At 60.3% G+C, this 14629-nt stretch carries 13 protein-coding genes and 1 tRNA gene; 11 read left to right on the forward strand and 3 right to left on the reverse strand.

Features of this window, described 5'->3' with window-relative positions:
- Positions 1-86 precede the first annotated feature (86 nt).
- From AACV02_RS27475 to AACV02_RS27490, 4 genes are all read left to right on the forward strand, one after another.
- Positions 87-2303, forward strand: coding sequence for an AsmA family protein (locus AACV02_RS27475; RefSeq protein WP_106577465.1), 2217 nt, complete (start codon positions 87-89; stop codon positions 2301-2303).
- Positions 2300-3367, forward strand: a complete 1068-nt coding sequence (gene mutY, locus AACV02_RS27480) for an A/G-specific adenine glycosylase (protein WP_106577464.1) — start codon at positions 2300-2302, stop codon at positions 3365-3367. Before AACV02_RS27475 ends, mutY begins: the two co-directional genes overlap by 4 nt.
- A complete protein-coding gene (locus tag AACV02_RS27485) occupies positions 3364-3636 on the forward strand; it encodes an oxidative damage protection protein (RefSeq protein ID WP_119738122.1) in 273 nt (90 codons plus the stop codon). The genes mutY and AACV02_RS27485 overlap by 4 nt, the downstream gene beginning before the upstream one ends.
- A gap of 103 nt (positions 3637-3739) precedes the next feature.
- A tRNA-Phe gene (locus AACV02_RS27490) sits at positions 3740-3815 on the forward strand.
- Between the two features lie 146 nt (positions 3816-3961).
- On the opposite strand, the gene AACV02_RS27495 is transcribed toward AACV02_RS27490, so the two are convergent.
- Together AACV02_RS27495 and AACV02_RS27500 are read right to left on the reverse strand one after the other, a co-directional pair.
- Positions 3962-5569 (reverse strand): ArnT family glycosyltransferase, encoded by a 1608-nt coding sequence (locus tag AACV02_RS27495; RefSeq protein WP_119738124.1) that lies wholly within the window; start codon positions 5567-5569, stop codon positions 3962-3964.
- Positions 5570-5656: 87 nt separating this feature from the next.
- Positions 5657-6622 (reverse strand): arsenic resistance protein, encoded by a 966-nt coding sequence (locus AACV02_RS27500; protein WP_119738126.1) that lies wholly within the window; start codon positions 6620-6622, stop codon positions 5657-5659.
- A gap of 170 nt (positions 6623-6792) precedes the next feature.
- Between AACV02_RS27500 and AACV02_RS27505 the strand changes: the two genes are divergently transcribed.
- Positions 6793-7701 carry an alpha/beta hydrolase family protein gene (locus AACV02_RS27505; RefSeq protein ID WP_119738129.1) on the forward strand — a complete coding sequence of 303 codons (909 nt, stop codon included), beginning with the start codon at positions 6793-6795 and terminating at the stop codon, positions 7699-7701.
- Between the two features lie 72 nt (positions 7702-7773).
- Positions 7774-8187 carry a hypothetical protein gene (locus tag AACV02_RS27510; protein ID WP_106577459.1) on the forward strand — a complete coding sequence of 138 codons (414 nt, stop codon included), beginning with the start codon at positions 7774-7776 and terminating at the stop codon, positions 8185-8187.
- A gap of 141 nt (positions 8188-8328) precedes the next feature.
- On the opposite strand, the gene gabP is transcribed toward AACV02_RS27510, so the two are convergent.
- Positions 8329-9720 carry a GABA permease gene (gene gabP, locus AACV02_RS27515; RefSeq protein ID WP_119738131.1) on the reverse strand — a complete coding sequence of 464 codons (1392 nt, stop codon included), beginning with the start codon at positions 9718-9720 and terminating at the stop codon, positions 8329-8331.
- A gap of 554 nt (positions 9721-10274) precedes the next feature.
- Between gabP and AACV02_RS27520 the strand changes: the two genes are divergently transcribed.
- The 5 genes from AACV02_RS27520 (at position 10275) to AACV02_RS27540 (ending at position 14437) form a co-directional block, all read left to right on the forward strand.
- Positions 10275-11048, forward strand: coding sequence for an ABC transporter ATP-binding protein (locus AACV02_RS27520; RefSeq protein ID WP_106577457.1), 774 nt, complete (start codon positions 10275-10277; stop codon positions 11046-11048).
- Positions 11049-11061: 13 nt separating this feature from the next.
- Positions 11062-11814, forward strand: coding sequence for an ABC transporter substrate-binding protein (locus AACV02_RS27525; RefSeq protein WP_003187758.1), 753 nt, complete (start codon positions 11062-11064; stop codon positions 11812-11814).
- A gap of 73 nt (positions 11815-11887) precedes the next feature.
- Positions 11888-12580: an ABC transporter permease gene (locus AACV02_RS27530; protein ID WP_119738133.1), complete on the forward strand. Its 693-nt coding sequence runs from the start codon at positions 11888-11890 to the stop codon at positions 12578-12580.
- Positions 12580-13269, forward strand: coding sequence for an ABC transporter permease (locus tag AACV02_RS27535; protein ID WP_106577455.1), 690 nt, complete (start codon positions 12580-12582; stop codon positions 13267-13269). The genes AACV02_RS27530 and AACV02_RS27535 overlap by 1 nt, the downstream gene beginning before the upstream one ends.
- Positions 13250-14437 carry a methyltransferase gene (locus AACV02_RS27540; protein WP_119738135.1) on the forward strand — a complete coding sequence of 396 codons (1188 nt, stop codon included), beginning with the start codon at positions 13250-13252 and terminating at the stop codon, positions 14435-14437. Before AACV02_RS27535 ends, AACV02_RS27540 begins: the two co-directional genes overlap by 20 nt.
- Positions 14438-14629: the final 192 nt, after the last annotated feature.

Here is a 14629-nt window from a genome sequence, read left to right on the forward strand (position 1 = left end):
CAATGTAACGATGCATGAACTGACGCAGGCCGTCGGGCGTTATACTCTGCGGCTAAATTTTGAAATCGACATACAAGGACTCGCCCATGAAAGCGTTCGGCAAAATCCTGGGTCTGGTACTTCTCGGGCTGTTGCTGATCATTGTGGCCCTGGGCTTTGCCCTGACCCACCTCTTCGATCCCAACGATTACAAAGACGAGATCCGCCAGATTGCCCGCGACAAGGCCCACATCGAGCTGACGCTCAATGGCGATATCGGTTGGAGCCTGTTCCCCTGGCTGGGCCTGGAATTGCACGAAGCCAGCGTCGCGACCATGACCAACCCGACTCAGCCGTTTGCCGACCTGCAGATGCTCGGCTTGTCGGTGCGCGTGCTGCCGCTGCTGCGCCGTGAAGTGCAGATGAGCGATGTGCGTGTCGAAGGCCTGAACCTGCGCCTCAACCGTGACAAGCAAGGCCACGGCAACTGGGAGGACATCGGCAAGAACGTAACCGAGAAACCGGCCAATGCGCCGGTGCCTGCCCCCGAGCAAACGCCGGCCGAACCTGAACCGGAAAAGCCGCCAAAACCGATCCGTCTGGACATCGACAGCCTGACCATCAACAACGCCCGCGTTGAATACAACGATGAGCAGACCGGCAAGCAGTACAGCGCCGAGAGCATCCAGTTGAGCGCCGGTGCCGTGCACGAAGGCGCGAGCATTCCGCTCAAACTCACGGCATTTCTGGGCAGCAACCAGCCGCTGATGCGCGTCAAGACCGAGTTGAACGGCAACCTGCGCATCCAGCGTGCGCTCCAGCGCTACCAGTTCGAAGACATGAAGCTGAGCGGCGAAGCCACCGGCGAGCCACTACTGGGCAAGACCGTAACGTTCTCCACCCAGGGCCAACTGCTGGTGGACCTGGCGGCCAACATTGCCGAATGGACCAACCTGAAACTCTCCGCCAACCAGCTGCGCGCCTTGGGTGAACTGAAGGTCAATGACCTGAACAAAACCCCACAGCTCAGCGGTGCCCTGTCCATTGCCCAGTTTGACCTGGCCAAGTTCCTCGACAGCGTCGGCCACCCGTTGCCGCCGATGGCGGCGGGCAGCCTCAGCAAGGTCGAACTGGTCAGCCGTCTCAAGGGCACGCCTACCAGCGCGGCACTGGAAGACTTGAACCTGAAACTCGACAGCAGCACCTTCACCGGCCGCATCGCTGTCGAGGATTTCGCCAAGCAATCCCTGCGCCTGCAACTCAAAGGCGATACCTTCAACGCCGACAACTACCTGCCGGCCAAGTCCGAAACCGCCAAAGGTGCAGCGGCCGCACGCCAGGCCGAAGTGCAGAACAGCGAAGCCGGCGCCATGGCCGCCGGTGGCACCACACCGCTGCCGGACGCACCGACCAAAGGCGCGTGGAGCACCGACAAACTGTTGCCACTCACGCGTCTGCGCACGCTGGACGTGGACGCCGACCTGGCCTTCGGTCAACTGACCCTGAGCAAGCTGCCGATCCAGAACGCGGCACTCAAAGCCTCCGGCGTCGATGGCCAGCTCAAGCTTGATACCCTCAGCGGCGGTCTCTACAACGGCACCTTCCAGGCCAACGGCACACTCGATGTGCGCCAGGACATCCCGGTGCTGGCGCTGCAAACCCACATCAAGCAAGTGCCGGTTGAGCGCATCCTGCAAGCTCAGGGGCAAAACCCGCCGGTAAAAGGCCAGATCACCCTCGACAGCAACCTCAACGGCCGTGGCAACAGCCAGAAGGCGCTGATCGACAGCCTTAACGGCACCGCCAGCTTTGTGATCAATAACGGCGCGCTGCTCAACGCCAACATTGAACAGCAGCTGTGCACCGGCATCGCACTGCTCAACCGCAAGACCTTGAGCACCACGCCACAAGGCAAGGACACGCCGTTCCAGGAACTGCGCGGCAACCTGACCTTGCGCAACGGCGTGGCCAGCAACCCGGACCTGAAAGTGCGTATCCCGGGCCTGACGGTCAACGGCAACGGTGACATCGACCTGCGCGTGCTGGGCATGGATTACCGCGTCGGCATTATCGTCGAAGGCGATACACGCGACGTGCCGGACCCGGCCTGCCAGGTCGGCTCCAACTTCCAGGGCATCGAAGTTCCGCTGCGCTGCCGTGGCCCGCTGGAACTGGGCGCCAAAGCCTGCCGCCTGGACAAGGACGGCTTGACTCAGGTTGCGGTCAAAGCCGCCGGCAACAAACTCAGTGAGAAGCTCGAAGAGAAACTCGACAAGGTCAACCCGCAGTTGAAAGACGCCCTTAAAGGCTTGTTCAAACGATGAGAAACGAGCAGTTTTCACAGGCGGTGCTGGACTGGTACGACCGCCACGGCCGCCATGACCTGCCCTGGCAACAGGGTATTACGCCTTACCGGGTGTGGGTCTCGGAGATCATGCTGCAACAGACCCAGGTCAGCACCGTGCTCAACTACTTCGACCGGTTCATGGCTTCCCTGCCGACGGTCGAAGCCCTGGCCGCCGCGCCGGAAGACGAAGTGCTGCACCTGTGGACCGGCCTGGGTTACTACACCCGCGCACGCAACCTGCAGAAGACTGCCAAAATCGTCGTCGCCCAATACGGTGGCGAGTTTCCCAAGGACGTCGAAAAGCTCACTGAACTGCCCGGCATTGGCTTATCCACTGCCGGTGCGATCGCGAGCCTGAGCATGGGCCTGCGGGCGCCCATCCTCGACGGCAACGTCAAGCGCGTATTGGCGCGCTTTACCGCGCAAGAGGGCTACCCCGGCGAGCCCAAGGTCGCCAAGCAGCTCTGGGCCACCGCAGAGCGCTTTACGCCGCACGATCGCGTCAACGCCTACACCCAGGCGATGATGGACATGGGTGCCACGCTCTGCACCCGCAGCAAACCCAGCTGCCTGCTGTGCCCGCTGGAAAAGGGCTGCGAGGCGCACATGCTCGGTCTGGAGACGCGCTACCCCATTCCCAAGCCGCGCAAGACCATCCCGCAAAAGCGCACGCTGATGCCGATGCTGGCTAACGCAGAGGGCGCGATTCTGCTTTACCGCCGCCCTTCCACGGGCCTGTGGGGCGGTTTGTGGAGTTTGCCGGAGCTGGACGACCTCCAAGACCTGGAACACCTGGCCAACCAGCACGCGCTCGCGCTGGGCACGCCGCATGAACTGCCGGGGCTGATCCACACCTTCAGCCATTTCCAGCTGGCCATCGAACCCTGGCTGGTCCAGGTGGAGGAATCCGCCCATCACGTGGCCGAGGCCGACTGGCTCTGGTATAACCTCGCCACCCCGCCGCGCCTGGGCCTTGCCGCCCCGGTAAAAAAACTGCTGAAGCGCGCGGCCGACGTATTGAACGCAGGAGTTCCGTCATGACCCGCACCATCATGTGCCGCAAGTACCACGAAGAATTGCCTGCCCTGGAGCGCGCACCGTTCCCCGGCGCCAAAGGCCAGGACATCTTCGACAATGTCTCCGCCCAAGCCTGGGCCGACTGGCAAAAACACCAGACCCTGCTGATCAACGAAAAACGCCTGAACATGATGAACGCCGAAGATCGCAAATACCTGCAGGGCGAGATGGACAAGTTCTTTTCCGGCGAGGATTACGCCAAGGCCGACGGTTACGTGCCGCCTGCTCAATAATTGATCAAAAATCGGGGTCGGCACGTAAGCGACGGTAATAATTAAATATTTTTTGAAAACTTGCTTGACGACCCCCTGAAAAACCCGTTTAATGCGCCCCGTTGCCCAGATAGCTCAGTCGGTAGAGCAGGGGATTGAAAATCCCCGTGTCGGCGGTTCGATTCCGTCTCTGGGCACCACTAATTAGTTTCAGGTGGTGCAAACGTCATCTGAAACACACAAAAAACCCGCCAAGTGCGGGTTTTTTGTTGCCTGGATTTTATGTACACAACCCAGGGCGATCCACTATCGCCCCGAGCCTATGCAACGCCAGTAAGCCGCCCGCCTACTTCAGCAAAAACACCATCAGCGGATTATCGTTCAGCCGCCCTTCAAAGCTTGGCGCTTGCTGCTCCATCGACGTCCCTTTCAATAGCGCTGCCTCCTTGCGCGGCACAATCACCCAGGATGGCCGTGGCAACGTGGTTAATTGCTCAAGCTGATTACCAGCGACGAACAGCGGCTGTTCATCGTGATCCAGGTTCATCATGTAGCGCACCGCCCAGGTATCGCGCCCCAGATTGACGAACACCAAGGGGCCTGGCTCGGCCACACGCAGCGCTTCAACTTGGGTGACAAACTTGCGCGTATCAAATTGCAGATCCTTGGCGGGGTCTATCACCACCACCAACAGCAGCCATTGCGCCGCCAGTGCGACCACGCTAAGCCACACCAACCGCAATGGACGACGCCAGGCCATCAGCGCCGCCACTTGCAACACCAGCATCGCGCCAATCATCAGCGATAACGAAACGTCCGGCCAGTAGCCGTGCTTTTGCCAGGCATGCCGACACACAAACAGCACGACCACGCACAACGCCGGTAGCACCGCGACAAGCCCTTCGTAGCAGCGGCGCACGCCAATCAGCCAATGTTGCGCCTGAAGCAGCCCATAGGCGGCGACAGCGGCAAACATCGGCACCATCGGCAAGATGTAATAAGCGCGCTTGAAGTGCGGCACCGAAAGCCCGAGCAAAATCATCAAGCCACAGGCCCCAAGCCGCACCACCAGCTCAATATCGTCATTGACCCAGCGCTCAGACCAGCGATGACGCAGCGCAATCATCGTGGCCAGCGCGAGTGGCACCACCGGGAAGTAGCGGTACAAACTGAGCTTGAAGTAGAAGTAAAACGGCTCGCCACTCTCATCGAGGCGCCCGCTGACCTGCATCCTGAACACCTCATCGGCAAAGGCGTCGCCCCCGCTGAACCGCGCCAGCTTCATCAACACCCACCAGCACGCCACCAGCAACACCAACCCCACAACACCGTGAATCAGCACCTGCTTGACGCGCTCCCCCGGCCGGCCGAGCGCCCAGTACACGCACACCACGCCACACACCTCGATCAACCCAAGCGGCCCACGAATCGCGAACGCCAGAATAAATAACGGGAACACAGCAAGCTGCCTCAACCGCGACCCCATGCGCTCGCCGCTGTGCAGCAGGTAGAAACTGCCCACACATAGCAATGCGATCATCAGGTCCAGGCACACCGAGCGCGACTTGTCGAGCAATTGGGTGGTGAGCAGCGTCAGCAATACCGTCAGCCACGCCCAAGGTCGGCTAAATGGCACCAGCAAGCGATAGATCAGCGCAATCATGCCCGCCGAGGCAAGCGCCGTCGGCAGCACATTCGCGAGGTGGTTGGGCGCCCCGAACACGCCGGCAAACACGAAGCTGAAAAAGGTCGCGGTGCCCGGGTAGTCAGGGTAAGGCTGACCGTAGGTAGTAGGAAAAAGACTCGCGCCATTGCGAAACATTTCCTGCAGGAACAGTGCCCAACGCCCGTCAAACCCTTGGGGCTGCTCATCCCAGATGCCCAAGGTGAACAGCAATAAAGCGATCAGAAACAGGCCCAGGGACTCCAGGCGAAAACGGCTGCGGTGATCCATCGAATATCCTTTCAGTAGGCTGCTCCGACGCCATGGTGCCGACTCGGCCCCTGAATAGCGCCTGAACAAACCCGAACATTTATGGATTTATCGACCAGCGCGCCACACCAGTACCGGAATCAGCCGGATGTAGACTAGCTCGCCCATCAACTCAACGAGGGTTTGCAGAATCACCGCCGTTGCAGCCAGCCCGCGCACGTCTTCCGGCAAAGCCAGCGCAAGGGGCAAGACCACCAGAGAATTGCGGGTCGAGGCACTGAACGTGACCGCCCGCGCGGTCACGGCAGGCAACGCAAACAACCGCGCAGCCAGCGCGCCCATCAACGGCGCCAGCAACAAGAAGCCCACGTACACCGGCATCAGCGGCAACAGCACACCGATATCGCGCACCACCGAGGTAATCTGCGAGCCGATGACCACAAACAGCACCAGCGCCATCGCGGGCACCGGCAGCCAGGCCCAGGCGTCGTTCCACGCATTGATCACACTGGAGCGACGCGCCAGGAACGTCGTCAGTACCGCCAGCATCATCGGCAGCACAATCAACAGCACAAACGCCTCCACGAACGGCTCTACTGCCACGACGACAGCGGATTGCGCGCCCAGCATGAAACCCAGATACACCGGCAGCAGTACCAGTTGCAGCAGTAACAGCACCGGTGTTGCCGCCAACATCAGCCGCGAATCGCCCTTACCGATGTGGGTAAACACCACCACGTAGTCGATGCACGGCGTCAGCAACACCAGCAACGCCCCCACCAACAGCGCCGGGCGCTCCACCAGGCCACGGGTCAACGCCCACACCAGCAAGGGCACCAGGATGAAATTGGCCAACAGCAGCGCCGAAATAAAGCGCTTGTTGCCCAAGCCCTGGCGCAGGTCCAGAAACGGGATTTGCAGGAACATCGCGTACATCAGCACCGCGATGGCAGGCGTCACCAGTACGCCAAGACCGTGGGCTGCAAGCGGCGCAAGCACGCCGAATGCGGCCGCCAGCAGGACGGCGACGAAGTAGATGAGGATCTGATTGTGTTCGAGGGTGTCGCGGGTCATGGACTGACTTTGGCTGATGAACAGATCGCAAGCCTAAGCACTCAGGGGGCCGAGGTCGAGCATCGCGATATTTGTTACGCCCCTGCCGCGCTAAATTTGTTAATTTCGGTTTCTTATAAAAGCGCGTGGCCCTACAGCCCACACCAAAAGCGCAAGGATCAAGCCGCCCTATGAACCTGCCCACTCGACCAGCCCCAGAAGCATTCCGTGAGCCCGCCACCGACGGCTATCCCATCGGCGGCTTCACCTGGCGCCATATCAGAACCGACCCGACACGCCCGGTTGTCATCATCAACGCCGCCACCTCCGTGCGCTGCCGGCACTACTCACGCTTCGCCGACTACCTGTTTGCCAACGGCTTGGACGTCATCACGTACGACTACCGAGGCATAGGCGAATCCCGCAGTGGCTCGCTGCGCGGCTTCAAGGCGACGTGGTCGGATTGGGGCGTGCTGGATTTCGAGGCGATGCTGCAGCGCGCGCAACGGGAGTTTCCAGGGCAGCCGATTGACGTGGTCGGTCATAGCTTTGGAGGCTGTGCGGCGGGGCTTGGCGCTTCCGGCGCGATGATCCGACGCATCGTCACCGTCGGCGCGCAGTTTGCGTACTGGCGCGACTATGAGGCCAGCGGGCGCTGGCGCATGTTTGCCAAGTGGCATGTGGTGATGCCGCTGGTGACCGCGCTGTATGGCTACTTCCCCGGTAAACGCCTGGGCTGGCTGGAGGACACACCGGCCGGCGTGGTGCACGACTGGGGCACGCCAACCCCCAGGTATGAGACGCGCCCCAGCGGGCGGGCGCTGAATGAGCTGCCGTTTGCCCGCGTGAAGGCGCAATTGCTGGCGATCAGCATCACCGACGATCCGTTTGGCACAGTGGCGGCCATTGAGCGTCTGCTGGGCTATTTTGAACACAGCGAGCGCACGCATCTGCGCATAGCTCCTGAAGATATTGGCGATAAAGCCGTCGGGCATTTCGCTTTTTTCCGCAGTGAATATCAGGACCGGCTGTGGCCGATTGCACTGGCGTGGCTGCAACACGGTGAGTTGATGCAAGGCGCTCCCGGCCTGCGCGTTTAGAATCCCTTGGGATTTACCCCCAACCTGCGCTTCAATACCCACCCAGACCCAGTACCCAAGGACGTTGAGCCCATGGCCTCGCCGAACAAGCAGCAAAAACGTGCCCACCGGGCAAAGGCCAAGGCCAAGCAAAACCGTACCCAACGCAGCGTGGCGACCAAGCCGGATGCGTTCGCCGGCGATGACAGCCGCATCGACCTTGAGTCGGTAGATTTGACCGAGTTGTTTATGGAGATGCGCACCGCGGGCGAAACCAGCCAGCAGGCACTGTGTGCAGTATTCCTGGCGCATCCGTTGTTGGCGCTGGTGCTGGAGCAGGAAGGCGAAGAAGAGGCCACCGACTTCATTCTCGCGGCACTGATCGAGTACCGGCAGTGGGCGACGGACAGTGACGATGAGGCGGCAGCGCTGGCGTGGATCGAGTCGCCGGAGTTTCAGGCCGATTATGTGGCGGCGTCCCAAGCGCTCACCAACTCGCCAGACTGACACAAAACCAAATGTGGGAGCGGGCTTGCCCGCGAAAAGCGGTGGATCAGTCGCCAGATGTGCTGGCTGATCTACCGTAATCGCGGGCAAGCCCGCTCCCACATTTGCATTGCGGTGCAATGAGCACCGCATTTCATTCCATCAATTGAGTACGGCAGCGCCTACCCTCTGCGCCTTGCGACGGCTCGCCACAAACAACCCCGCCAGCACCACCAGCAAGCTCAAAATCCCGGTCGCAATAATCTCGACCCGGTGCGCTTCCTGGAACAGCATGATGGTCAGCGTACCGACGATGAACACCATTACCGCGTAGGTCAGGCCAGGGAACAGCCACATCTTGAATACAATCTTCTCGCCCGCAGCCGTGCGCTTCTGGCGCATGCGCAGTTGCGACACCGCGATCACCAGGTACACCAGCAACGCGATGGCGCCGGAGCTTGCCAACAGGAACTCGAACACCGCCGCCGGGGCGACGTAGTTGGCGAACACGGCCAGGAACGCCGCGCCAGTGGACAACAGCACCGCGCAGTAAGGCGTGCCGCTTTTATTGGTGCGCTTGGACATCGCTGGTGCATCACCGCGACGACCCAGGGAGAACAGCATGCGCGAGGCGGTGTACAACGCCGAATTCAGGCAGCTGGTCACGGCAACCAATACCACCAGGTCGACGATCAGCTTGGCGTTCGGAATGCCCATGCGTTCCAGCACAGTCTGGTAGGAACCTACGGCAGCCAGCGTCGGATCGTTCCATGGCACCAGCGACACAACAATGAAGATCGACAGCAGGTAGAACAAACCAATCCGCCAGATCACCGAGTTGGTGGCCTTGGTGATTTGCTGGCCAGGGTTCTTCGATTCGGCCGCAGCGATGGTGACAATCTCGGTGCCCATGAACGAGAACATGGTGGTCAGGATGGCCGCCAACACCGCGCCCATGCCATTAGGCATAAAGCCTTGGGTGTCGAACAGGTGGGACACACCGCTGACCTGACTGGTCGGCAGGAAGCCGAAAATCGCCGCCAGGCCGAGGATCACAAAGCCCACAATCGCCACGACTTTGATCAGCGCAAACCAGAACTCGAACTCACCGTAGTTTTTCACGCTGAACAAGTTGGTTGCCGTGAGCAGCAACGTGATGATCAAGGTAAAGGCCCAGATCGCCACATCGGGGAACCACGCATTAAGGATGGTCGCAGCGGCGTTGGCTTCCAACGGAATCACCAGCACCCAGAACCACCAGTACAACCAGCCAATGGTGAAACCGGCCCAGTGGCCAATCGCGCGGTCGGCATAGGTGGAGAACGAACCGGTATCCGGCGAGGCCACGGCCATTTCGGCGAGCATGCGCATCACCAATACCACCAGCGTACCCGCAGCGGCGTAAGCCAGCAGTACGGCCGGGCCGGCGGCAGCAATCGCGTGGCCGGAGCCAACAAACAAACCGGCACCAATGACGCCGGCAATCGACAGCATGGTGACGTGACGCGGTTTGAGCCCCTGTTCGAGGTCATTGGAGCTTTGCGTACTACTCATTGACACACCTTTACGAGGAATTGCGAAAACGGTCCGCCCGGCCTGCGATCTTTCTCGTGAAAAGAAACCAACGGGGCGTTCTTTATTTTTTACGCAAGATTTGCGCCAAAATGTTACAGAGCCGCGATTGACGCGGGCTGTAGGACAATTCAACGTGAGCTGCAAGTCATTGAGAACAATGGCATTCCGCTATAGCGTTACCGTGCGACCCACATTCAAGACGCTCGGGCGCACCAAAAACACACACAAAAAGTGCGTGACGCCCCACAAAGGGGCTGATATGGACCGTTTGCCCGGTTAACCCTTCCAACACCCGCCCAAAGCTGGCACCATCGCGCCCTTTTTTACGCAAAGCCTGTGGATTTCTCGGGTTCAAACGTCTGTAGGTTGTTGATGGCGCGACACGCTGCTGCGCCGATGCGACACCCTGCCGCAGGCCACCCGTTAACCGTCCGCAGCGCTGTTGGCTGCCATCCGAACGCTATGCTAGCTTGGCGCCTCGCCAGGAAGGCGGCCCAACAGCAGGAATGCAATGAACACAATGAGGACCGCACATGGCCGAGGCCGCGCCCGCGCTTGAAATCCGCAACTTGCATAAACGCTATGGTGAGCTTGAGGTACTTAAAGGTATCTCGCTGACCGCCCGCGACGGCGACGTGATCTCGATCCTGGGTTCCTCCGGTTCCGGCAAGTCCACCTTCCTGCGCTGCATCAATCTGCTGGAAAACCCGCATCAGGGGCAGATCCTGGTCGCCGGCGAAGAGCTCAAGCTCAAGGCCGCGAAAAACGGCGAGCTGATGGCCGCCGACGGCAAACAGATCAACCGCCTGCGCAGCGAAATCGGTTTTGTGTTTCAAAACTTTAATCTGTGGCCGCACATGAGCATCCTCGACAACATCATCGAGGCGCCCCGCCGTGTGCTCGGCCAAAGCAAAGCCGAAGCCACAGAAGTGGCCGAAGCCTTGCTGGCCAAGGTCGGCATCGCTGACAAGCGCCACGCCTACCCTGCGCAACTGTCCGGTGGCCAGCAGCAACGGGCGGCCATTGCGCGCACCCTGGCGATGCAGCCCAAGGTCATCCTGTTCGACGAGCCGACATCGGCGCTTGACCCGGAAATGGTCCAGGAAGTACTTAATGTGATCCGCGCGCTGGCCGAAGAAGGCCGCACCATGCTGTTGGTCACCCATGAAATGGGCTTTGCCCGTCAGGTGTCCAGTGAAGTGGTGTTCCTGCACCAGGGCCTGGTCGAAGAGCAAGGATCGCCACAGCAGGTGTTTGAAAACCCGCTTTCGGCGCGCTGCAAACAATTCATGTCCAGCAACCGCTAACGGAGCAACATGCATGCAGAACTATAAAAAATTCCTTCTGGCCGCGGCCGTTTCGATGGCGTTCAGCGCCACGGCCATGGCAGAAACCTTGAAGATGGGGATCGAAGCGGCCTACCCGCCCTTCAACAATAAAGACGCCAGCGGCAACGTCGTCGGCTTCGACAAAGACATCGGCGACGCCCTGTGCGCGAAGATGAAAGTCGAAAAGTGCGAAGTGTATGTGTCCGACTGGGACGGCATCATCCCGGCCCTGAACGCCAAGAAGTTCGACTTCCTGGTGTCCTCGCTGTCGATCACCGATGAGCGCAAGCAGGCCGTCGACTTCACCGACCCGTACTACTCCAACAAGCTGCAATTCATCGCGCCTAAAGCGACTGCGGACTTCAAGACCGACGCCGCTTACCTGAAGGGCAAGGTCATCGGTGCACAGCGCGCGACGTTGGCCGGTACCTACCTGGAAGACAAGCTGCCGGACACCGAAGCCAAGCTTTACGACACCCAGGAAAACGCCTACCTCGACCTGACGTCCGGCCGCCTTGACGGCATCCTCGCCGACAAATACGTGCAGTACGAATGGCTCAAGAGCAAAGACGGTTCGGCCTATGAATTCAAGGGCGACCCCGTTGTAGAAAGCGACAAGATCGGGATCGCCGTGCGCAAGGGCGACCCGCTGCGCGAGCGTCTGAACAAAGCTTTGGCAGAGATCAAGGCAGACGGCACCTACAAAAAGATCAACGACAAGTACTTCCCGTTCAGCATCGAATGATCTGAACGGCCTGCCCGACGCGCTGCTTGAGCGCGTCGGCTTTTAGCAATGCCTGCCGCGATATGAAAACACCATGAATTTCGATCTCTACGGATTCGGCCCGGCGCTCGCCGCCGGCGCGCTGATGACCGTCAAACTGGCACTCACGGCTTTATGCCTGGGGCTGGTGCTGGGCCTTGCCGGCGCCTTGGCCAAGACGTCCCCGTACAAGCCGTTGCAATGGCTTGGCGGCGTTTACTCGACCATCGTTCGCGGCGTGCCGGAACTGTTGTGGGTGTTGCTGATTTATTTCGGCACGATCAATGCGATGCGCAGCCTGGGTGAAATGCTCGACATCCCCGACCTGTCGCTCAGCGCTTTCGCGGCCGGCGTGATCGCCTTGGGCCTGTGTTTCGGGGCCTACGCCACCGAGGTGTTACGTGGCGCGATCATCGCTATTCCCAAGGGCCATCGCGAAGCCGGTGTGGCATTGGGCCTGTCGAAGTTTCGCATCTTCACCCGTCTGATCATGCCGCAGATGTGGCGCATCGCTCTGCCGGGCCTGGGCAACTTGTTCCTGATCCTGATGAAAGACACCGCGCTGGTCACCGTCATCGGCCTGGAAGAAATCATGCGCCACGCCCAGATCGCGGTCACCGTCACCAAACAGCCGTTCACCTTCTATCTGGTTGCCGCGTTCATTTACCTGGGGCTGACGTCGCTGTCGATGGTCGCTATGCACGTGCTGGAAAAACGCGCCGCCCGCGGCTTCGTGAGGACGACGTAATGGAATGGGAAGTCATCTATAAGTGGCTGCCGAAGTTTATCCAGGGCGCCATTCTGACCCTGGAACTGGTGGGCATTGCCGTGATTCTCGGGCTGATCCTGGCGATCCCACTGGGTATCGCTCGCTCGTCCAAGCGCTGGTATGTGCGTTCGCTGCCCTACGCGTATATTTTCTTTTTTCGCGGCACCCCGTTGCTGGTGCAGTTGTTCCTGGTCTATTACGGCCTGGCCCAATTCGACGCCGTGCGCGCAAGCTTCATGTGGACGTATCTGCGCGACCCTTTCTGGTGTGCCACGGCCACCATGACCCTGCACACGGCGGCTTATATCGCCGAGATATTGCGCGGCGCCATCCAGGCTATCCCGCCGGGCGAAATCGAAGCGGCGCGCGCGCTGGGCATGTCCAAGCCGAAAACGCTGTTCTATATCATCCTGCCGCGTGCGGCCCGCATCGGCCTGCCGGCCTACAGCAACGAAGTCATTTTGATGCTCAAGGCCAGCTCGCTCGCGAGCACGGTGACCTTGCTCGAGCTGACCGGCATGGCCAGGACCATCATTGCGCGCAACTACCTGACAGTTGAGATGTTCTTCACCGCCGGCGTGTTCTACCTGCTGATTTCCTACATCCTGGTACGCGGCTTCAAACTGCTCGAACGCTGGTTGCGCGTCGATGCTTGCCAGGGACGTTGAGGCGCGCTTCGCGGCGCTGGATGCGTTCCTGATCGAGCACCAAGGGCTGTGGCGACCACGGCCCTTTACGCATCTGCAATTACCCTGGGAACGCGAGTATCCCGAGCTTGCCCAGTGGTTACGCCAGCGCACTTTGACCGATGCCGAAAGCTGTCACAACTGGCCTCACGACCTGCCGGCGCCTGCGCCTTTTCCACAGCTGGCCGAACAGGCGCTTCAGCTCAGTGCCGTGGACAGGTTACCGACACGGGCGCTGGAGCCGGCGCGTCATCGATTGAATGTCGACGTGCCGGGTCGCAAATGGCAACAGATAGAAGCTTTCGGCGCCGCACTCAACTTCACCCACACGCCCGGCCATTGGCTGGACTGGTGCGCCGGCAAAGGCCACCTTGGCCGCCGACTGCTGCAACCCGGCCAACAGCTGACGTGCCTGGAACACGACCCGGCGCTGATCGCCTCCGGCCAGGCAATAAGCGACCACCACCGCTTGCCCGTCACCCATCGCCTGCAAGACGTGATGGCCAAAGTGGCACTCAGCCCCGAACACACACCCGTCGCCCTGCATGCCTGCGGCGACCTGCACGTGCGCCTGCTGCAACTGGCCAGCGCGGCCGGTTGCAAGCAACTGTCACTGGCGCCCTGCTGTTACAACCGCATCAACGCCGACAGCTATCAAGCTGTATCCGGCACCGCACGCGCGTCGCAATTGCGGCTGTCGATTGATGACCTGGGCCTGCCGTTGAGCGAAACCGTCACTGCCGGCAACCGCGTACGCCAACAGCGGGATATCTCCATGGCCCGACGCCTGGGCTTCGATCAGCTACAGCGGCAATTGCGCAACTGCGATGACTATTTGCCCACGCCTTCCTTGCCCGCCCGCTGGCTGGATCAACCTTTCGCAGACTATTGCCAAGCACTGGCGAGCCTTAAAGGCTTATCCACAGGTGAACAGGATTGGCAGGCGCTGGAAGCGCAGGGCTGGCGCCGGCTGGCCGAGGTCAGAAACCTGGAGTTGGTGCGTGGGTTGTTTCGGCGCCCATTGGAGATGTGGCTGGTGCTGGACCGGGCACTTTTTCTGCTCGAACAGGGCTACAACGTTGAGATAGGCAGCTTCTGCGAAGCCACGCTGACCCCGCGCAATTTGATGGTGGTGGCTGAGCGCGATTAAAGGGCAAATTTTCCTACACGCGCCCTGTGGATAAGTCTGTTGATGAATTCTTTACGAGCGCTGTAACTATCAGCACTACAGGCCAAAAGCCGAGCTGGTCATTTTTTGTTCACATTATAAAGTGCACGCAAAACAGGCAGTTGCAGCGTATTGAGAACGGCTCCACAAAATGGCTGTTTCGTGACACCCACG

The organism is Pseudomonas sp. Larv2_ips, assembly GCF_963879675.1.
Lineage (GTDB): Bacteria > Pseudomonadota > Gammaproteobacteria > Pseudomonadales > Pseudomonadaceae > Aquipseudomonas.